We start from the raw sequence: 21,823 nt of genomic DNA, 5'->3' as shown, positions 1-21,823 counted from the left end.
ATGGTAGCCTATTTAATATTGAAGATAATTTTAATATTAAAAGCAGGGCTGGCGTTAGCATTACTGCGGCCATGCAACAACAGAAAATTGATGAGGAAAAAACACGCCTTAGTTTTGATTTTTATACAAAGGAGATAAGTAAGGGACAGTACAATGCTGGTTTTATGATTAAGCATGCTAAAGAAACTGAAGTCAGTTTAAAAAAAGAACGTAATGTGGCCACAATAAACGCCGAGTGGATCACTATTGAGTCAGGAGATGGTAATTTAGAATTATATGGTACAACCTTAAACTCTACCAAAGGTGATATATCTCTGAGAAGTCTCCACGATATCGGTGTGTTTGCGGCCAGAAACAGCGCTATTTCTGATAAAACAAAAACGGTTTCCAGTGGTGGTGCTTATTACACCGGTGGTGTAAATAAAGCCGGAAATGGAGTGAGTTTTAACCATGATGACGAAAAAAGCCATCTTGCTACGGATACTGGCATAGTTTCTCGTTTGAATAGTGCGGGTAATATATCCTTATATGCTTTGGGAGATATTACTCAACAAGGCAGTCAACATGTGGCTGGGGGCGAATATTCTGCGAAAGGAAACAATATAAATCAGCTTGCCAGTAACAATAGTTCAATTGGACGTACGACACAAAAACATGCCTCTGGTGGTGTTGGTTTTAATATTGACTACAGCGGGATAATCCGACCGTTTAAAAAAGCAATCGAGAATAATGTCGATGAAAATGGCCTAGTTCTACCCAACTTGAAAGCACCCAATTTAGGCGTAGATATCAATGGAAAAGGTCATAAAATCAAGAAATCCGCAGAAAGTGTTGTAGCATTTGTGACTTCAATTTATGCAAAGGGGAAGATTAAAGTCACAGGCGACACCGTCATTGACGAAGGTACTCAATATAAGAGTGGCGAATCAATAAATATTACGGCTACAGATTACTTTAATAAATCAGCCGTAAATAGTGACAAAGGTGATGAGAAAAAAGAGAGCGCACAGGGGGGCGTGAGAGTGGCAACCAGCACCGGTAAAGATATAAAAATCTCTGTAAAGGGTGAAGGCGGGGTTAGCATCAGCGATTTTTACACTCAGGAATCACTACCAAGTGTGTTGCAGTCTATGTCAGGGGTTAATATTCAGACCGCTAATAATGGCTACTTGCAAGCAACACAGATAGACGGGGGCACAGGAGACGTGGTGGCTACTGCTGGTAATAAACTTTACTTCGATCACGCCACAAGTAGTGGTGATAAAAACATCTCAGAAGTCTATGGCAAAGGTGGCTTAAAAATCGGTTTGAAGGCGGATTCTACGGGGGTGGATGCTGAAGGTGCTGGTCACCAACAGCAAGGAACGAGTTTTTATAACAATGCTATCAAAGGCAGCATTAACACTCGGGGGAATGTGAATTTATCCGCGGACAATGGCGATTTGATCCTGGTCGGTACTCAACTAGGCAAACAGGATGCGCCTGTAGACGATGTTGAATTGAACGCAGGGGGACAGATCCGTCTGTTAGCATCAGTTTCTGACAGTGCAACTCGCGAAGATAAAGCCGGTGGTAGTGCGGTGCTTGGCATAAGTCGCTCCAGCTCTGCTGATAGTACTACAACAGGCGGCGCTTTCGGCTTCACAGCTCTGAAAAAGAGGGTTAATGAGTCGACTTTATTTAGTCAGGGAGCTGCTATTTACAGCAACGGAGAGGTTGCTATGAGAGCGAAGAGTGACGATAACGAGGCCATTTATGCTCAGGGGTTACAGCTTAATACCTGGAAGCTTAATATGAATGCAGTTAATGGTGGTGTATTGTTAGAATCTGCACAAAGCCAAGCCCCGAAAGACAATATAGACTTCTTTATTTCAGCCAGTGCCAGTGGCTCAAAAACATCGGCCTCAAATACAGGTAGTAGCGCAGAACATAAACTAACAGGAGGTAGCTTTAATATTAACAATGATAAAGATAAGCAATGGATTATTAAACACCAAAATAGCCAAATAACTGGCAAAAGTGTTGTATTGGAAAGCAAAAAAGATATGCAACTGAAAGGAGCAAGAATAACAAGCGATATGGTGCAGCTTGATGCCGGTGGCGATCTGAACATTCAAAGTGTCAAAGAGTTTGAACAGATCGATAAAAATAGTCTTAAGTTCAACCTATCCTATATGGGGTCGACTGATCTCGTTGGAGATGAAATGGTTGAGCTTGGTGGCTCTGGTAGCAGCACCAGTACCGATAAACAAGGCGTCACTGAAGCATCAGGTATTTTCGGGAAAGATGGTGTAACGATTAACCATAAAGGCAAAAAGACAGTGATCGGCGCCGAGTTGGTTAACGAAAATAAGCCGGTAGAATGGAATACATTTAAAGAGTATGTATATCTGCCAGGTGCGATAAAAACTAATTAAATCTGGGACCATAAATAAAACCCTATACCTAAATTTGTGTCATTGACTGATTTTGACATGTTCAATTCAGCATCAAATGAAGGTCAATCTATGGACGCAAAACAGTTATAGACCCTGGCTAACGAACAGGTCAAAATCTCAAAACTCCTGAGGGCCCCAACCTGTTCGTTAGCTTACTGAAGAAAATCAGCGTTGAGGCTGTTCTCAACGCTGAAATAACCTTCTATCTGGGGATGCGAAACAACGCTGTAACTACTCGTCAATGCCGGAACAATCAAGGCCTGGCAAAATGGGATCCATTTATACCGACAGGCATGAAAATTATCGACTAAACAGGTCACGTCTTTTCGGTTTAACGAATTGGCTGATCAGCACCAATACGCCAATCAATAAGTATGCAGCAAAGATACCCACCAACCACTGCGGCATTTCCAACGACAGGAATTCCCACTGTTTTACTGCACAATCACCGCTGGCAACGAAGACAGCTGGGAACCATTTATCTAGCGGCAACCATGATGGGAAACTGACAAAGAAATCACAGGTGGTGAACGGTGAAGGATGGAGTTGCAGCATGGTATGTTCCCAGGCGAGCTGAACACCGCGCCATGCGCTGTAGATCCAGATAAAGATTGCCAGGTAGCGCAAGGGCGATTTAGGTGCAATGGCACCCAGCAACGACGCACCGAGAATACCGAATAACGCAGCACGTTCGTAAATACACATTACACAAGGCTGTAACAACATCACGTGTTGAAAATAGAGTGCAATCAATTCTAGTACAAGTGCAGTCAGGGCCATTAACAGCCAAGCACCGCGCCCTTTAGAGCAGCGGTTAAGGAATTGCAACATATCTTTATTTTCCATGCAGTAAGCAATTGTACCGGCAGTGTAAACCAATTCATCTTTGCTGCCAGCCACCCAAAGGTAAAATTAGGCAAAAATCAGCTCTTTCTCGCGCGTGACAAGTTATCACAAGCCTGAATTTTACTTTGGGTGAGATATTTGGTTTGTTTTGCCAGTCCATAATCCCTCGAAGCTAATAACAGCCCCCGCGGCGACCAAAAGTGTAGGGCTGGCAGATACTATAATGCAAGCGATCAATGTGTGATGCTAGCCCCGGCTGCCAGATGAGGCAAACTTATCCAGCCACTTTGCATCATCCACTCCGTCACCGGAACTAATAAATACTCCACGCCGAGCAGGCCGACACTTGTCATCACTATGGTATAAGGCAGGGCCATGTATACCATTCGGCCATAGGACAGGCGAATCAGTGGGGCCAGCGCTGAGGTCAGCAAGAACAGGAACGCGGCCTGACCATTCGGTGTTGCTACCGAGGGCAGGTTGGTCCCGGTATTGATGGCGACGGCCAACAACTCGAACTGTTGCAGCGAGATAATGCCCAATTCAAATGCTTTCCGCGCCTCATTAATGTATACGGTGCCGACAAAGACATTGTCGGATACCGAAGAGAGTAAGCCATTAAACAGATAAAACAGTGATAACTGTGCTGATGGTGAAGATTGTAAAACAAACTGAATAATCGGTGAGAAGAGGCTCTGCTCAATAATGACGGCAACCACGGCAAAAAACACCGTGAGTAGGGCAGTAAAAGGCAATGCCTCCTGAAATGCCTTACCCAGTGCATGTTCATTGGTAATTCCGCAGAGGGAGGTGGCGAGAATAATCACCGATAATCCGACTAAGCCTACCTCGGCTAAATGCAGCGCCAATGCGAGCACCAACCAAACACCGATCAGGGCCTGGATCAGAAGCTTCACTTTCTCTTGCTTGCTCCGTTTCGCACTGGCTTGTTGATCATAGTCAGTCAAAACCTGACGAACGCGCTCGGGAAGCTGTGCACCATAACCAAACAGTTTAAAACGTTCTACCAGCAGACAAACCAATAATCCGCAACACAAGACGGGTAACGTCACGGGCAGCATGCGAATAAAGAAGTCGGTAAAGTTCCAACCGGCACTCTTAGCGATAATCAGGTTCTGCGGCTCGCCAACCATGGTCATTACGCCACCCAGCGCAGTACCCACACCCGCATGCATCATTAGGCTACGCAGGAAAGCGCGGAATTGCTCCAACGTTTTACGGTTTTCCTGATTATCGATCCAACTGTCGTCGGTGATATCTTTATCGCTATGGTTTGATGCAACATGATGATAGATAGTATAAAAACCAACAGAAACACTGATAACCACGGCAATTACAGTTAAGGCATCAAGGAATGCCGAAAGGAAGGCAGAGGCGACACAGAAGGCTAATGAAAGAACGATTTTTGAGCGAATGTTCAGCAGCAGTTTGGTAAATACAAACAGTAATAACTGCTTCATGAAATAGATACCTGCCACCATAAACACCAACAACAGCAGCACTTCCAGATTATTAGCAATTTCTTCTGCCACCTGATGCGGGCTGGTCATACCGATGGCGACGGCTTGAATGGCCAATAAACCCCCCGGTTGCAGTGGGTAACATTTTAGCGCCATAGCCAGTGTAAAGATAAATTCGACCACCAACATCCAGCCTGCAATAAATGGGCTGACAAAAAAGAATACCAGTGGGTTAATAATGAGAAACCCGATAATTGCCAGCTTGTACCAATCAGGTGAATTCCCGAGAAAATTCTTGAGTACAGCTTGTCTAATGGTCATATCCATTGTGAGTTACAGTCTCCTTATTAAAATTATTATGGTGCAATTACTGCCTAAAGTTACATTTTACGTTACGTCATTGCTCTAAAAGCAATTGGTATAATCTGTACATCATTCCATCTGCGCAATTTTTGCAACTTTATGACTACTTTCACCATTTGTTCGATCCTGATGCTATGTCACGATAGCGTCGTCTGGTATGATGAGCACACTAAATTGCTGATATGTATCGCTACGGAACGTCAAAAATATGGTTATAAAGGCGCAAAGTCCTGCCGGTTTCGCGGAAGAGTATATTATTGAAAGTATTTGGAATAATCGCTTCCCTCCAGGCACTATTTTGCCCGCGGAGCGTGAACTTTCAGAGCTGATTGGAGTGACTCGCACTACATTGCGTGAAGTGTTACAACGCTTAGCCCGCGATGGCTGGCTCACTATTCAGCATGGTAAACCGACGAAAGTAAACAATTTTTGGGAAACGTCTGGTCTTAATATTCTGGAAACACTGGCGCGGCTTGACCACGACAGCGTGCCACAATTGATAGACAACTTACTGGCAGTCAGAACAAATATCGCTACCATCTTCGTTCGCACGGCAATCCGTAATCATCCAGAGAAAGCACAAGAAATCCTGGCACAAGCTCAAACGGTTGATGATCACGCCGAGGCTTTCACCGCACTGGATTACGGTATTTTCCGTGGTTTGGCTTTTGCTTCGGGTAACCCTATTTATGGGTTGATCCTAAATGGGATGAAAGGGCTTTATACCCGGGTTGGGCGTTACTATTTCTCGAATCCTGAAGCCCGTAAACTGGCACTGACTTTCTACAGCAAACTGTCAGCGCTGTGTGATGAAAAAGCCCATGATCAGGTGTCAGAGTGTCTGAGAGCATACGGTAAAGAGAGTGGTGCTATTTGGCACAGCATGCAGGGCACGATGCCAAGTGATTTGGCCGAAGCACGCCGTTAGGCGAATATCGCGTAAAATTGCAACGCAAAAGGGGCATTAAATGCCCCTTTTTCATGGCAAGATGTGGCGCAATAGCTCGCGCGGTTATCCACCTCGTCTGCCCTGTGCTAGAGCTTATTGGCTCTTGGCGGCACGCTGTCGAGTAGCTCAATCGAGCCATCGTCATTCAGTTGTTCCATATGAATATCAAACCCCCATAGCCGGTGAATATGTTTCATCACTTGCTGACGGCTTTTATCCAGTGGTGCCCGATCATGAGGAATATAGCGCAGGGTCAGGGAGCGGTCTCCGCGCAGATCAACGTTCCATACCTGAATGTTTGGTTCGTGATTACTCAAGTTATATTGAGCAGACAATTCATTACGTATAGCCCGATAACCTTCTTCATTATGAATGGCTGAAATCTCCAGATAGTTATGCTTATCATCATCCAGCACGGTGAATAGCCGGAAGTCACGCATTACTTTCGGTGATAAGAACTGGCTGATGAAGCTTTCATCCTTAAAGTCGCGCATGGCAAAATGCAACGTATCCAACCAATCTTTACCGGCGATATCCGGGAACCAATAATAGTCCTCCTCCGTCGGTGATTGGCAAATACGCTTGATATCTTGGAACATGGCAAAGCCAAGGGCATACGGGTTAATACCGTTGTAATAAGGGCTGTTATACGGCGGTTGATACACAACGTTGGTGTGGCTGTGCAAGAACTCCATCATAAAGCGGTCAGTGACCTTACCCTCATCGTACAGATGGTTAAGAATGGTGTAATGCCAGAAGGTGGCCCAACCTTCATTCATCACTTGTGTCTGTTTTTGTGGATAAAAATATTGGCTGACTTTGCGGACTATTCGCAGCACTTCTCGTTGCCATGACTCCAGCAGCGGAGCATTTTTCTCCATGAAATAGAGCAGGTTCTCCTGCGGTTCACTGGGGTAGCGTTGAGCCTGGGCTTGGACTTCCCCTCGATCCTTGCGCGGTAGGGTTTTCCACAACGAGTTGACCTGACTTTGCAGATACTCCTCGCGGCTTTTCTGCCGGGCGGTTTCCTCCACTAAAGAGATCTTTTGCGGGCGTTTATAGCGGTCCACCCCATAATTCATCAGGGCATGACAGGAGTCGAGTAGCCGCTCTACTTCTTCCACCCCATAGCGTTCCTCGCATTCACTGATGTAATGACGAGCAAACAACAAATAATCCACTATCGAACTGGCATCGGTCCAGGCTCGAAATAAGTAATTATTCTTAAAGAAAGAGTTATGTCCATAGCAGGCGTGAGCCATCACTAAGGCTTGCATGGTAATGGTATTTTCTTCCATTAAATAAGCGATGCAGGGATTGGAGTTAATCACAATCTCGTAGGCTAATCCTTGCTGACCGTGCTTATATTTTTGCTCGGTTTCGATAAATTTCTTACCAAAAGACCAATGGGTATAGTTGATAGGCATACCGATACTTGAATAGGCATCCATCATCTGTTCGGAGGTAATAACCTCTATCTGGTGGGGGTAAGTATCGAGCCGGTAATGTTTTGCCACCCGGTCTATTTGGTCCAGATAGACCTGCAACAATTCAAATGTCCAGTCTGGGCCGTCAGTCAGGCGCTTTTCTTGCGCGGTTTGTTTCGGTGTTGAAGTTGTCATTAGCGCATCCTCACGGTTTTATAACCCTGCAAAATACTGGTCACTTCAATAATCCTAGCTCAAGATTAACAAGTTGAGGCATGGCAAGACCTTATGTCAATGAATATCCGCCATCTTTCAAACAACAGGTAGGTTGACTGCCGGTTCGCGCCAGAATCATTGCTGTCGTATCAGTCTGTACGATTAATTGGATTTTATAGATTATTATTCTGATTTACTGGCTTATTTATGGAATATAAAACTAGTAAAAGAGTCTTGCACAACATGCCAATTATTCATGCTGCTAATTGTGGGTATTATGGCGCTTTCTCTCCTTTCCGACGTTTAATTGGGCAAAAATAGCATCTTATCGCTATTTTCCTAACGCTATTGAACTGAAAAGTAATTGCATTGTAAATTAATTGTGAATTAAGTCACGACCTGACATTAATATGTTGGCTAGATTTTTCTGCTGAGTTAATTTTCTGACAACAGAATATTGTGCTTTAGGTGTTGTTTGGGGGGAGGATGGTATGCGCATTGTCATTTTAGGAAGCGGTGTGGTGGGGGTAGCCAGTGCCTGGTACTTAGCCAAAGACGGGCATGATGTTACGGTGATTGACCGTCAGCAGGGGCCCGCGCAGGAAACCAGTGCCGGTAACGCAGGTCAGATATCGCCGGGATATGCGGCACCTTGGGCCGCGCCTGGGGTACCTCTGAAGGCCATTAAATGGATGTTCCAACGCCATGCGCCGTTAGCAATCCACCTTGACGGCAGCAGCTTCCAGCTACGCTGGATGTGGCAGATGCTGAGAAACTGCGACACTTCCCACTACAGGCTCAACAAAAGCCGTATGGTGCGTCTGGCAGAATACAGCCGCGACTGTTTAAAAGAGCTGCGTGAAGACACTGGTATTCAGTATGAAGGCCGTCAGGGGGGAACACTGCAACTGTTCCGTACCGAACAGCAATTTGATAACGCCGCCAAGGATATTGCGGTGTTAGATGATGCGGGGGTGCCATATTCACTGCTAACGGCTGATCAACTGGCAACGGTGGAACCGGCATTGGCGAAAGTTGCACATAAACTGACCGGTGGTTTACGTTTACCTAATGATGAAACCGGCGACTGCAAACTGTTTACTGAACGCTTAGCCCAAATGGCCGAGCAGGCTGGGGTTAAGTTTGTGTTCAATCGCTCGGTGGATAAATTGCTGGTGGACGGTGACCAAATCGCCGGTGTGCTGTGTGGCGACGATATTATTAACGCAGATGCCTATGTAGTAGCCTTCGGCGCTTACTCTACGGCGCTGTTAGCCGGGCTGGTCTCGATTCCTGTTTATCCACTAAAAGGTTATTCACTCACTATTCCTATTACAGATCCGGCCTCGGCACCTTTCTCCACCGTGCTGGATGAGACCTACAAGATTGCCATTACGCGCTTTGATGACAGGATTCGGGTTGGGGGGATGGCGGAAATCGTTGGATTTAATACTCAATTGGCACCAGCACGTCGTGAGACGCTGGAAATGGTGGTGGGTGATTTGTACCCTCATGGGGGCAATATCAGTCAGGCCACGTTCTGGACCGGGCTGCGCCCGATGACACCTGATGGTACGCCCATTGTCGGGCGAACCTCACTGAAAAATCTCTATTTGAATACAGGCCATGGCACCTTGGGCTGGACCATGGCCTGTGGGTCGGGTCAATTATTGGCTGATATTATGTATGGGCGTCGCCCAGCGATTCTGGCGGATGATTTATCGGTCGCGCGTTATAGCGCGGGCTTTCGGCCACTGAATATCACGCCCTTACACGACATTCACCCTGTGCGCTAAAAGGCGCCGATTGATCATTACAGCCCACTGCCGGGCTGTAAATAATTGAATACCGCCCAAGAAGGAAAAAGCATGCCTCGCCCGATATCCGCTACGCTTCATTTATCTGCTTTGCGCCATAACCTCAGTATTGTTCGCCGTCTGGCCGGGGCCGCTAAAATTTGGTCAGTGGTGAAAGCCAATGCCTACGGCCATGGTCTGGCCCGCATTTGGCAAGGGCTGGACGCAACCGATGGCTTTGCGTTATTGGATTTAAATGAAGCGATAATGTTGCGTGAACAGGGCTGGCAAGGGCCTATTTTGCTGCTTGAGGGGTTCTTTCGTGCGCAAGATATAGTCCTTCTCGACCATTACCGGTTAACCACCGTAGTACACAGTGACTGGCAGCTTGACGCCATCAAAGCGGCGCGGCTGAGCACACCACTCGATATTTATTTAAAACTTAATAGCGGCATGAATCGCTTAGGTTTTCCCATCGGGCAGGCAGAGGCTATCTGGCAATGGGCTAACAGTATAAATAACATCGGCAAGGTGACGCTAATGAGCCACTTTGCCAATGCAGATAACCCTATTGGTGCCAGCGAGCAATTCACGCTGATTCAGCAGGCCAGTGGGCATCTGGTGGCTGCGCGCAGCTTTGCCAACTCGGCGGCAATATTGCGCAATCCTGAAACCCACTTTGATTGGGTGCGGCCTGGTATTATCCTCTATGGCGCGTCACCCAGTGGCGATGTAAACGATATCGCTGGCATTGGATTGCACCCGGTAATGGAGCTGCACAGCGAAATTATCGCCATACAGACGCTCTCAGCAGGGCACAGTGTTGGCTATGGCAGCCGCTACAGTGCCACAGGCACACAGCGCATCGGTGTCGTCGCTTGCGGTTATGCCGATGGTTACCCACGGCTCGCTCCCAGCGGCACGCCCATCAGGGTGGATGGCATACTGACTCATACGGTGGGGTCGATTTCAATGGATATGCTAACCGTAGATTTGACACCCTGTCCGCAGGCGCAAATGGGGAGTAAAGTTGAGATCTGGGGGAATAATCTGCCAATCGATGATGTGGCGGCGGCGGCGGGCACCGTGGGGTATGAGTTGATGTGTGCACTGGCGAGTCGCGTTAGCGTCATCACCGAGCGCACTTAGGTTGTTTCTAGTTTATTTTCTGCAAGTTACCACGGACATGCTTACTGGCACGGCGTGCCTGCCAAGCCAGTAGACACCCTGCCAGCATTACGATGGCGAGTGATAATTTAGGCTCGATTGGTAAGGACATTGCCAGCAAGCCTAACCCAGCTCCCCCGGCCATTTGCACAAAACCCACCAGCGCGGAGGCGACACCGGCTTCATTGGCATACGGCTCCAATGCATAACTGGTGGCTGGCCCCATCATAAAGGCTAAACCGGCACAGGCACTGGCAACGGGTAACATATACACCAGCCAGTGTTGCTGTATTTCTGCCGACAGTTGCGTCAGACCAAATAATAACCCCAGACACCCCAGCGCCATCAACAGGCTGCCGGTCATCAGGCAGGTAGGGCGGCCGATTTTTTGGATAATACGGTTAGCAATAAAACTGACCGCCATGATCCAAAAGCCATTGGCGCCGAACACCAGTGAGAACTGTAATGGGCTGAGTCCTGCGCCCACCATCAATACGTTGGGTGCCAGCGAGACATAGGTTAAGGCCATGCCCATAGCGCCCGCGTTCACCAGTGCGAAAATCAGAAAACGGTCATCACGTAAGATGCGCAGATAGTTCTTTATCGGCAAGCCCTTAACGGCTTGGGTACCCGCTGGCCGTGTTTCTGGCAGGAAGATAATTATCAGAATTAATACCAGCAAGCCATATAACGCCAGGAACCAGAATGGGGCGCGCCAGCCAAAGGCTTCCGCCAACAAACCACCGAGCAAGGGAGCCAATGCGGGTACGATATTTAACGTCCCATTAAGGAAACCAAAAGCGCGCGCGGCCTCATTACCGTTGAGGCGGTCACGCACCCCACTGAATGCCACTACCGCAGTACAGCAAACAGCGACACCTTGTAACAGGCGAGAACTGACAAACATCAGCGGGCTGACTGCCAGTGCAGCCATCGCGGCCCCCAGCATGTAGAGAATAATACCGATGATGGCTATGGGTTTACGCCCATACTTATCGACTAATGGCCCAGCAATCAGCTGACCAATACCCAGCACCAGAATAAACAAGGCAATAGTGGATTGAATCAGCGACTCGCTACTGTTTAGCCCCTTGGCTATCGCGGGAATCGTGGGTAAGTAGAGGTCGATGCCCAATGGGCCGAGCAGAATCAGGCTTAACAGCAGAAAAAGAAATTTTTGCATAACAAAAAAACAACATCCAGATTGCAAAGGCGACAAGAATAAAGAATTTATCGACGAATGAAAAGGTTAGCCATCGCCAACCAAACGATAGTGACAATGTCACCTATTGGTGTTCTAAATCGACTAATAGGGTACTACAACTAATAATTAATCTCTTGTTATTGATTAGCTACTGGTAGTGCGATGCTCTAACCACTGTTCTAGTTTCACGGCAGGTAATGCCTCGGAAAAAAGAAAACCTTGGCCTATTTGATAACCTTGGCGGCTCAATAATGTACGTTGTGCCTCGTTTTCTACCCCTTCGACAATCACTGATAGTTGCAAACTTTCACCAATACGGATCACCGCCTCACTTAATGTTCGGCTGGTTTCGTCATGCTCAAGATCATGGACAAAACTTTTATCCAGTTTGATTTCATCAAGATCCAAATGGCGCAGATAACTCAGACTGGAATAGCCGGTACCAAAGTCATCCATTGATAAACGCACGCCCAGTCGATGAATTTTTTCTATCGTGGCAAAAATCGCCGGATTATTTGCAATTAATATGTCTTCGGTGATTTCCAGCGTGAGATCCTGCGGCGGCAAGTGGTAATGCTGCAAGATATGCAAAATCATGTCCGGCAAGCCTGGATTATGGAAATTGGTTGGCGATAAGTTCACTGAAACCGAGGGCACATCAATACCCCGTAAACGCCAGTCCGCCAACTGTTGACAAGCCGTCTCAATCGCCCACAGAGCCAGTTCGTTGATCAGCCCGCACTCTTCAGCAATAGGAATAAAACGCTGTGGGGGAATGTTCCCCAGTATGGGGTGAACCCAGCGACTAAGGGCTTCCACACCATATAGGTGCCCATCTTTTAACATCACTTGTGGTTGATAAAATAACTCAAGAGACCCGATATGAAATGCATGACGCAGAGCATCTTCCATATCCTGGCGCTGTTGATTGAGATTATTCATCTCTGCACTGAAGAAATTGAAATGACCATGTCCCATATTCTTGGCTTTATGCATGGCAATGTCGGCGTGATTCATCAGCGCATCCATTTCTAAACCATTTTCAGGATACAAACTGATCCCGACACTGGCCGAAGGAATAATATTGACGTTGGCTATCTGACAGGGCTGAGACAGCAGACTGAGCATTTTCTCAACCTTCACGGTAGCCTGCTGCATGGTGCAGGGGGCTAAAATGATAATAAACTCGTCGCCCGATAAGCGGCCGATAATGTCACTTTTGGGCATGTCGTTGCGCAACCGTTGGGCAATCAAGGCAAGTAATTCATCACCGGCGGCCAGGCCGAGTGAATCATTAACTTGTTTAAAACGATCCAGATTAATGATTAATACTGCCAGCGTGTAATCCATTTCAGCGGCAAGGGCGATAGCTTGTTTGGCATAAACCAGAAACTGAGTGCGGTTAGGCAAGCCAGTCAGGGAATCATAAAAAGCCAAATGCTGAATTTGCTGACGTGATTGCTCCCGTTCCATCGCCAACGAGCACAAATTTGCGATTAATTTGACCAACTGATGGTGGAACTCGCTGGGGCCTCGCGCTTCTTTGTAGTAAAAGGCAAATGTGCCCAGAACATCCCCCTGGCTCGACAGAATAGGCGTCGACCAACAAGCTAACAAACCATGGGGTAGAATTAGGTGCCGATAGTTCTCCCATAATGGGTCAGTGGCAACATCATGGACTTCAACCGGTTCTTTACGAAATGCGGCGGTGCCACATGAGCCAGATCCCGGGCCAATAGGCACACAGGCCAGCGCCGCAGTATAAATCAGGGGGAGGTTGGGCGCCGCGAGATGGCTGAGGTAGTGGGGCCCGCTGGCTTGCAAAATACTGGCGGTCACCTCGGGGGCAATCCGCTCAACCTCGTGGCACAGCAAAGACATCACTTCTTCCAGTGGCCGCTCTTTAACCAGTGCTTCCAGTACCTTATATTGCAACACTTCATACATTTTGGTCAGCGTGATATCAGTCAACACGCCAATGCTATAACTCGGTTTACCCTGCTCATCAACCAGCGAGTTGATAATGGCGGAACACCAATGCGGTTGTTTGTCTTTACTGTAGAACAACTCTTTGGGCAGTAATTGCTGATGTGAATTTGGCGAAGTGGAATCAATTAACCCCAGTTGTTCAGGATGTGCACTCTGGAGTAAATCGACCATGCTCTGGCCCAGAGCCTGTTCGGGTGTATAACCGAATAACTTAGTAAATCCTTGATTAATATAAACTGCTTGTTGCCCGTGATCACTATTAGCGGCAATAAACATTGCGCTGTCGCTGCGATCAGTTAATTGGGTTAAAAGTTCTACCCACTCTTGAGTGGCTTTTTGTTGCTCAATTAAAAAAGTAATATCCTTAGCGATTTTCACCATCCGGGTAACGCTACCTTCTGGGCCTGGTACCGGTTGATAGATGGCGGCCAGCCAGACCGTGGATCCGTCTTTGTGCAATCGCTCAAAACGGCCCTCAACGGATTTCCCCGCCAGTAAAGATTTCTTCAGTGTCTGATACTCGTCGCTACTGGCATATTGTGGATGGCAAAACATAAGATGATGTTGACCAATGACTTCATCACGTTGATAGCCAAAATAATCAAGGTAGTTTTGATTAACCGCAATTATGCGACTGTTGAGATCAAACTCAATGATGGCTAATGAGCGGTCCAATGCACTTAATAACGCACTACTTTCGTCGTATTCAGACTGCGTGGCATCCTGCGATGCTGCTGTTTTTTTGGGCTTCATGATAAATTCCTATGTAAAAGAAGCGCTTGGCAGTCGTGTTACGTAAATGAATTACCGCTCTAACCATTGAAATAGCACTATTCTTAAATAAATAAAATAGGATAAATGACAAATATTCCAATACGTATTAATAGCATCAAGATTAAAAAAATACGGCCGTCTTATTTACGCTGGTGGTATTTCAATACATCGCTCTGTGTCCACACCATGAACATCATTGTGTTAATCAGCCAGTGCTAAATGGAGGAATAAGTAATATTAAGTTTAGTCGATATCCAGATAGCTAAATGTGGGATTGATTGCTGGCACGTGACAGCAATCAATCTATTTCCGACTAAGGTCTATTTTAAAACGGTGGGATGCTTTGCTGGAAGGTAACCGGCCATTACCTGACAAAAACCTCGTCAGGCAATGGCGGATAGATAAAGGGTTATGAGTGGGTATCCATTGAGCCAAAACGACCGCCGTTAAAATCAGCGATGGCCTCGATTATCTGCTGCTGAGTGTTCATCACAAATGGCCCGTGACCGATAATAGGTTCATCAATCGGCTCACCACTCAGTAGCAACAGCACCGCATCATTATTGGCCTCAATAGTTACATTGCTGCCAGCCGCATCCAGTAATACCATTTCGGCATCGCGGGCAACGGCATCGCCATTGACCAATACGGTACCACGCAACACAATTAATGCCGTGTTCCAGCCAATGGGCAGTGAAAACTCCGTACTTTTACCCTGATTCAGCCGTATATCCCAGACGTTTAGTGGTGAGAATGTCTGAGCAGGGCCATTTTTACCCGCATACTCACCCGCTATTACCCGCAGGCTGCCAGCATCTTCAGCTAGCACTACCTGAGGAATAGTTTCACTGCGAATGGCCTGATAACCAGGATCTGCCATTTTATTTTTTGCGGGCAGATTGACCCACAATTGCACCATTTCAAAGGCACCGCCACGTTGTGCGAACATATCTGAATGAAACTCTTCATGCAGAATCCCGCCACCTGCCGTCATCCACTGCACGTCCCCAGGGCCAATAACGCCGCCTTTGCCGGTGGAGTCACGATGTTCAACTTCGCCGTGATAAACGATGGTGACAGTTTCAAAACCACGATGCGGGTGTTGCCCGACACCCCGGCGATGTTTGGTCGGGGTAAAATCCATCGGCCCGGCATAGTCCAGCAGCAGGAACGGGCTGAGCTGTTTACCATGGCTTTGATATGAAAACAGTGAGCGAACCGGGAAACCATCTCCCACCCAATGCTGGCGCGGTGCGCGATAAATACCTTGAACTTTTTTCATCGTAAACTCCTTACAAACATCATCAATGAGGTGTTGCAGCCCGGCACAACCTCTGGCCGGGCTTCATGTTGGATAAAGTATATAATTAGGATAATTTAAGCAGTAGATAGCAAAATTAGTTATCACTGTTCTATTATCAGAACAATGATGAAGTTATCTCTGGCAAGTAATACAGAGGCAGGTTATGCAAGATCTTAATGATCTCTACTATTACGCAGAAGTGGTGGAACACGGTGGATTCAGTGCTGCCGCGCGGGTATTGGGTTTGCCAAAATCAAAACTGAGCCGACGGCTGGCATTGTTGGAAGAGCGATTGGGCGTGCGTTTAATTCAGCGTTCAACCCGCCGTTTTGCGGTTACCGACGTGGGGCGTACCTACTACGAGCACTGTAAAGCGATGCTGGAAGAGGCCAACGCCGCTCAGGAATCAATTGACTTAACACGGGCAGAACCCCGTGGTGTGGTGCGCATCACCTGCCCAGTGGCGCTATTACAGGCCACGGTTAGCACCATGCTGGCGGATTTCATGGTCAGTTGTCCTTTGGTGACGATTTATCTTGAATCGACCAATCGACAAGTGGACCCGATTGCTGAAGCCATTGATATTGCCATTCGGGTTCGGCCACCGCCGTTGCAAGACAGTGATTTGGTGTTGAAGGTGTTGGGTAACCGTTGTCAGTGTCTGGTGGCCAGCCCGGATTTGGTGGCACGACAAGGTATCGTCAATGTTCCGGCAGATCTGACTGGCTGGCCAAGTCTGGGCTTGGGCCGCGCGCCCCAAGAATTTATCTGGCATTTAGCCGGGCCAGAGGGCGCGCATGCTGCGATTTATCACCAGCCCAGATTGGTGACGGCCGACATGACAACGCTTCGTAGCGCAGCACTGAGTGGTGTCGGGGCAGTACAGCTCCCGGTTATGATGGTGGCAGATCAACTGATGGCCGGAACGCTGATTCGCTTATTACCGGATTGGGTATTACGCCATGAGATTATTCATGCGGTATATCCATCACGGCGGGGATTACTGCCGTCTGTTCGCAGTGTGCTTGATCATTTGGCGTTGCGGTTTAGCCAACTTGAAGACCAATAGCCAGGCCTTTGCATAGCTGAGCCGCGGGTAACGCGGCAAGTTGTACCGACTCAATGCTTGTGGCGGTGATGTGAATCCGGGTAATGCGGGTGGGAGTGTGCCAGTGGCTGATGTTGATGGCGATGCTTATGCGCCACACCGACTGTCACAGGAAAATCATGTGTATGTTGATGATGTGCGTCATGGTGATGTTCATGTTCATGCAGCAATTCATCATGGATATGCTGATGGGCATGCTGTTCAGTGAGATGCAATGCGATCCCTACAGCCATCAGGAGACCCGCGACGATGAGTGGTATAGTGACAGTGTCACCCATAATAACGGCCAATACAGCCCCTAAAAATGGGGCAATAGAGAAATAAGCACCAGTGCGAGCAGTACCAAGATGGCGCAGGCCGATAACAAAGAGTGCCAAACTCACGCCATAGGCAAAAAATCCCACCAAAAGGGCCGCTGCCAGATTTGTCAGTGGTGGCAATGTTGCGCCGAGGACAAAAGCCAGCCCGAGATTGACGATACCGGCAACCAGTCCTTTGACTGACGCAATCCAGGTGGCATCCGTCAATGAAACCTTACGGGTCAGATTGTTATCAATCCCCCAGGCAAAGCAAGCACCCAGAATTGCCAGTGTTGGCCACCATCCGGCAAAACGCGCTTCACCCGGCCAACTTAAAATAGCTGCACCGGCCACAATCACTATCATGCCAAGGGCGATGCGACGGTCAAAATTCTCTTTGAACGCGAACCAGGCCAGTAGGGCGGTAAATACCCCTTCGGCATTAAGCAATAATGATGCGCCAGATGCAGGCATACCCGTTAACCCTATCATCAGCAGAACCGGGGCAACAATCCCCCCAGCCGTAATGGCACCAATAAACCACCGCCGTTCGTTGCGAGGCAGGCTCACGGCTGTTGCTCGGGTGAGCAGACGGTAGAGCGCCAGGCCGGCACCTGAGCCAAAATAGAGCAGGCCCGCCAGTAGCCATGGACTGACTGTATTGAGTAACTGTTTTGCCAGCGGGGTTCCGGCACCAAACAGCACCGCAGCACTTAATGCGGCTAATACACCGGGCTGTCGTAATCCATCATGCCATTTCATCGATTCAACTCTGAAAATAAGGTCGTAGTGGCAATTTTAGCCCATGAAAAAGCCGGGAAACCATTCCTGTCATGGAAAAAGTTGACCGGCTAATTTTAGTATTAATTATCAACGGTTTGTTTGTGGAACAACTCACGGAATACCGGGTAGATATCTTCAGGTTCTCGGATATGTTGCATGGCAAAGTTGTCAAATTTTGCCTGTAAGTCTTCATATTCCCGCCACAGAGTCTGGTGTGCGCGCCGGGTTATCTCGATGTAGCTATAGTAACGCACCATTGGCAGGAGCTTTTGGGCCAGTAACTCATGACACAGTGGTGAATCATCGGCCCAGTTATCGCCGTCTGAGGCTTGGGCTGCATAGATATTCCACTGCGTTGGGTCGTAACGTTCCTGAACCACTTCTTCCATCAATTTCAGGGCACTGGAGACAATTGTTCCGCCGGTTTCCTGCGAATAGAAGAATTCTTGCTCATCGACTTCTTTCGCTTGAGTATGGTGGCGGATATACACGACATCAACGTTTTTATAGGTACGGCTCAGGAACAGATAAAGCAGGATGTAGAAGCGCTTTGCCATGTCCTTGGTGGCCTGATCCATCGAACCTGACACATCCATCAGGCAGAACATCACCGCCTGGCTGGATGGCTCAGGACGCCGTTCATAGTTCTTATAACGTAAATCGAAGGTATCGATAAACGGAACCCGCGCGATTTTTTGCTTTAATTCAGCAATGGCTTTACGTACACGTTCTTCTTCCAGCAATTGTGCTGGTTCCGTGTTTTCCAGTACGTTCAGCGTTTCTTCCAATTCGCGTAACTCACGGCGCTTACTGGCTGTCATGGCGGTACGACGCGCCAGTGAGTTTTGCAGTGAGCGCACCACGCTGATATTGGCGGGCACGCCATTCGAGGTATAACCCGCACGATGGGTTTTGAATTCGGTCAACTGCTTATACTGATTTTTCTTCAGATTAGGCAGCGCCAGGTCTTCAAACAGTAAGTCGAGGTATTCATCTTTGGAAATCTGAAAGACAAACTCATCCTCGCCTTCACCGTCCTGACCGGCATTACCCTGACCACTGCCGCCGCCTCCACCGCCACCTTGAGGGCGCTCCACCCGATCATTGGTGACAAAATGGTCATTGCCAGGATGTACCCGGTGACGTAACCCACCACGGCCCTGATGGAACATCGGCTCATTGATATCATCAATAGGTATCGAAACTGACTCGCCGCTATCAATATCAGTAACTGATCTTTTATTGATGGCATCGGCAATCGACTGTTTAATTTGCGACTTATAGCGGCGCAAAAAGCGCTGGCGATTGACCATGCTCTTATTCTTGCCGTTAAGTCGTCTGTCAATAAAGTAGCCCATATATCCCCCAAACGACTTTGTCACTCTCCCTGCATCTTTCACGCTGTAGCTGTGTTGGCTGCCATCACTTACCCCAGTCACTTAGTGGACTAAGCTCCTGGGGCTTCGTTCAGTTGCCGCCTTGCTACAACGCGAAATCTATTGGGTCTATACCTACGATGCCGTAGTGAATCGGTAAATGGCTTATGACGATTTTCTCACCCGCAGATACCATTCACACAGCAAACGAACTTGCTTACGGGTATAGCCTTTCTCCATCATCCGATCGACAAAGTCATCATGTTTTTTCTGCTCATCCGTTGAGGTCTTGGCATTAAAGGAGATAACCGGCAGTAACTCTTCGGTGTTAGAGAACATTTTCTTCTCGATAACCGTGCGCAGCTTCTCGTAACTGGTCCAGTTTGGATTACGGCCATTGTTATTGGCTCTGGCGCGCAACACAAAATTGACGATTTCATTACGGAAATCTTTCGGGTTGCTGATACCCGCTGGCTTTTCAATTTTCTCCAGTTCAGCATTCAGTGATTCACGGTCAAACAGTTGCCCGGTATCAGGATCACGATACTCTTGATCCTGAATCCAGAAATCGGCGTAGATAACATAACGGTCAAAAATATTCTGACCATACTCAGAGTAAGACTCCAGATAGGCGGTTTGAATCTCTTTACCAATAAATTCAGCATATTTCGGGATTAAATAGCCTTTCAGGTGTTCGAGATATTTCTCCGCAACATCTTGTTGGAATTGTTCGCGTTCGATCTGCTGTTCCAGTACGTAGAACAGGTGCACCGGGTTAGCAGCCACCTCAGCGTGGTCGAAGTTAAATACTCTGGAGAGGATTTTAAAGGCAAAACGGGTAGAAAGGCCGTTCATACCTTCATCAACTCCAGCGTAGTCGCGATATTCCTGATAAGACTTGGCTTTAGGATCGGTATCTTTCAGGCTCTCACCGTCATACACCCGCATCTTGGAGTAAATACTGGAGTTTTCTGGCTCTTTCATCCTTGAGAGAATCGAGAAGCGTGCCAGCGTTTCCAGCGTGCCAGGTGCACAAGGCGCATGGGTCAACTCACTGTGATTTAACAGTTTGTCGTAAATCTTGATCTCTTCTGATACCCGCAGGCAATAAGGCACTTTGACAATATAAACACGGTCAAGGAATGCCTCATTATTCTTGTTATTACGGAATGTTACCCACTCGGATTCGTTAGAGTGCGCGAGAATTATACCGCTGAATGGCAGGGCGGATATCCCCTCGGTCCCGTTATAGTTCCCTTCTTGTGTTGCGGTCAGTAGTGGGTGCAGCACCTTAATTGGGGCTTTGAACATCTCGACGAATTCCATGATCCCCTGGTTAGCACGGCATAAAGCACCGGAATAACCATAAGCATCTGGATCGTTTTGGGCGTGATTTTCAAGTTTACGGATATCAACTTTACCGACCAGTGCCGAGATATCCTGGTTGTTTTCATCACCGGGTTCGGTTTTCGCTATCGCAATTTGTTCAAGGATAGAAGGCCAGACCTTGATAACTTTGAACTTGGTAATATCACCGCCAAAATCGTGCAGGCGTTTTGCCGCCCATGGCGACATAATCGTACCGAGATAGCGGCTTGGGATACTGTATTCTTTGGCCAGAATCGCCGCATCTTCCTGCGGATTGAACAGACATAACGGGTGGTCATTGACCGGGCTACGTTCACCGTTAGCACTTAAAATATAGATAGGCACCCGTTGCATCAGGGCTTTCAGTCGTTCAGCCAATGATGACTTACCACCACCCACGGGACCCAGCAAATACAGGATCTGTTTCTTCTCTTCCAGCCCTTGGGCGGCGTGTTTGAGATAGGAAACGATCTGCTCTATGGCTTCCTCCATGCCATAAAACTCTTCAAAAGCAGGGTAGCGAGCGATAACCCGATTAGAGAACAGTCGAGACATGCGGGACTCAAGCGCGGTATCGACCATGACTGGCTCACCAATAGCCATCAGCAGACGCTCAGCCGCATTAGCATACGCGCTGCGATCTTGCTGGCAGATTGTGAGGAACTCCTGGAGTGTGAACTCTTCGTCCTTGGCCGCCTCATAGCGCTGGCGATAGTGATCAAATATGTTCATAGCGATGCCCGTCCTGTTTGAATGGTTGGGAACATAAAATAGTAGTAGCGCTTTATTGGGTTAAAATTTTGAAACTACTACCTTATTGTTATGGCCGTGTCTCCTCCAAAGGTCAAGTTAAGCCAGACCACAGATTTGCCACCCCTCAAACAATAAATAACCATTATTTGGTAATTAAATCTATTTATTATTCGATTAGTAGTG

14 protein-coding genes and 1 pseudogene are annotated in these 21,823 nt (G+C 47.7%); 6 read left to right on the top strand and 9 right to left on the bottom strand.

Annotated features, from left to right (window positions below; all coding sequences use genetic code 11):
• Window positions 1–2,417: hemagglutinin repeat-containing protein (locus V1952_RS10450; protein WP_420074716.1), on the top strand; the 2,417-nt coding region annotated here is incomplete at its 5' end.
• A gap of 114 nt (window positions 2,418–2,531) precedes the next feature.
• Window positions 2,532–2,662, top strand: a pseudogene (locus V1952_RS10445) (IS256 family transposase); the annotation flags it as partial.
• A 76-nt stretch (window positions 2,663–2,738) separates the two neighbouring features.
• On the opposite strand, the gene dsbB reads toward V1952_RS10445, so the two are convergent.
• Both dsbB and nhaB read right to left on the bottom strand, forming a co-directional pair.
• On the bottom strand, window positions 2,739–3,269 hold the full coding sequence (dsbB, locus tag V1952_RS10440; protein ID WP_420074717.1) for a disulfide bond formation protein DsbB: 531 nt from the start codon (window positions 3,267–3,269) through the stop codon (window positions 2,739–2,741).
• A gap of 248 nt (window positions 3,270–3,517) precedes the next feature.
• Window positions 3,518–5,092, bottom strand: a complete 1,575-nt coding sequence (gene nhaB, locus V1952_RS10435; RefSeq protein WP_420074715.1) for a sodium/proton antiporter NhaB — start codon at window positions 5,090–5,092, stop codon at window positions 3,518–3,520.
• Between the two features lie 244 nt (window positions 5,093–5,336).
• Here nhaB and fadR point away from each other — a divergent pair, with 244 nt between their 5' ends.
• Complete coding sequence (fadR, locus tag V1952_RS10430) at window positions 5,337–6,056, top strand: fatty acid metabolism transcriptional regulator FadR (protein ID WP_372558938.1); 720 nt, start codon at window positions 5,337–5,339, stop codon at window positions 6,054–6,056.
• A 107-nt stretch (window positions 6,057–6,163) separates the two neighbouring features.
• Here the strand turns inward: fadR and V1952_RS10425 are convergent, their stop codons facing one another.
• Window positions 6,164–7,699, bottom strand: coding sequence for a SpoVR family protein (locus V1952_RS10425; RefSeq protein ID WP_420074714.1), 1,536 nt, complete (start codon window positions 7,697–7,699; stop codon window positions 6,164–6,166).
• A 512-nt stretch (window positions 7,700–8,211) separates the two neighbouring features.
• Here V1952_RS10425 and V1952_RS10420 point away from each other — a divergent pair.
• Both V1952_RS10420 and dadX read left to right on the top strand, forming a co-directional pair.
• Window positions 8,212–9,516 (top strand): D-amino acid dehydrogenase, encoded by a 1,305-nt coding sequence (locus V1952_RS10420; RefSeq protein WP_372558939.1) that lies wholly within the window; start codon window positions 8,212–8,214, stop codon window positions 9,514–9,516.
• A 72-nt stretch (window positions 9,517–9,588) separates the two neighbouring features.
• Window positions 9,589–10,665 (top strand): catabolic alanine racemase DadX, encoded by a 1,077-nt coding sequence (dadX, locus tag V1952_RS10415; RefSeq protein ID WP_420074713.1) that lies wholly within the window; start codon window positions 9,589–9,591, stop codon window positions 10,663–10,665.
• A 7-nt stretch (window positions 10,666–10,672) separates the two neighbouring features.
• On the opposite strand, the gene V1952_RS10410 is transcribed toward dadX, so the two are convergent.
• The 3 genes from V1952_RS10410 to V1952_RS10400 form a co-directional block, all read right to left on the bottom strand.
• Window positions 10,673–11,866 carry a Bcr/CflA family efflux MFS transporter gene (locus V1952_RS10410; protein ID WP_083158975.1) on the bottom strand — a complete coding sequence of 398 codons (1,194 nt, stop codon included), beginning with the start codon at window positions 11,864–11,866 and terminating at the stop codon, window positions 10,673–10,675.
• A 165-nt stretch (window positions 11,867–12,031) separates the two neighbouring features.
• Window positions 12,032–14,629, bottom strand: coding sequence for an EAL domain-containing protein (locus V1952_RS10405; RefSeq protein ID WP_372558941.1), 2,598 nt, complete (start codon window positions 14,627–14,629; stop codon window positions 12,032–12,034).
• 430 nt (window positions 14,630–15,059) lie between these two features.
• Window positions 15,060–15,932, bottom strand: coding sequence for a pirin family protein (locus V1952_RS10400; protein ID WP_083158973.1), 873 nt, complete (start codon window positions 15,930–15,932; stop codon window positions 15,060–15,062).
• A gap of 184 nt (window positions 15,933–16,116) precedes the next feature.
• Between V1952_RS10400 and V1952_RS10395 the strand changes: the two genes are divergently transcribed.
• Window positions 16,117–17,022: a LysR family transcriptional regulator gene (locus V1952_RS10395; protein ID WP_372558943.1), complete on the top strand. Its 906-nt coding sequence runs from the start codon at window positions 16,117–16,119 to the stop codon at window positions 17,020–17,022.
• Between the two features lie 50 nt (window positions 17,023–17,072).
• On the opposite strand, the gene V1952_RS10390 is transcribed toward V1952_RS10395, so the two are convergent.
• The 3 genes from V1952_RS10390 to yeaG form a co-directional block, all read right to left on the bottom strand.
• On the bottom strand, window positions 17,073–18,122 hold the full coding sequence (locus V1952_RS10390; protein WP_372558944.1) for a DMT family transporter: 1,050 nt from the start codon (window positions 18,120–18,122) through the stop codon (window positions 17,073–17,075).
• A gap of 101 nt (window positions 18,123–18,223) precedes the next feature.
• Window positions 18,224–19,501: a YeaH/YhbH family protein gene (locus V1952_RS10385; RefSeq protein WP_372559896.1), complete on the bottom strand. Its 1,278-nt coding sequence runs from the start codon at window positions 19,499–19,501 to the stop codon at window positions 18,224–18,226.
• Window positions 19,502–19,684: 183 nt separating this feature from the next.
• The gene (gene yeaG, locus V1952_RS10380; RefSeq protein WP_083158970.1) at window positions 19,685–21,619 is read right to left on the bottom strand and encodes a protein kinase YeaG; all 1,935 of its coding nucleotides are present in this window, start codon (window positions 21,617–21,619) and stop codon (window positions 19,685–19,687) included.
• Window positions 21,620–21,823: the final 204 nt, after the last annotated feature.

It is taken from the genome of Yersinia sp. 2542 StPb PI (genome assembly GCF_048593855.1).
Classification (GTDB): domain Bacteria; phylum Pseudomonadota; class Gammaproteobacteria; order Enterobacterales; family Enterobacteriaceae; genus Yersinia; species Yersinia enterocolitica_E.
Note: the sequence above shows the minus strand (reverse complement) of the source record. Positions and strands in the feature narration are given on the sequence as shown.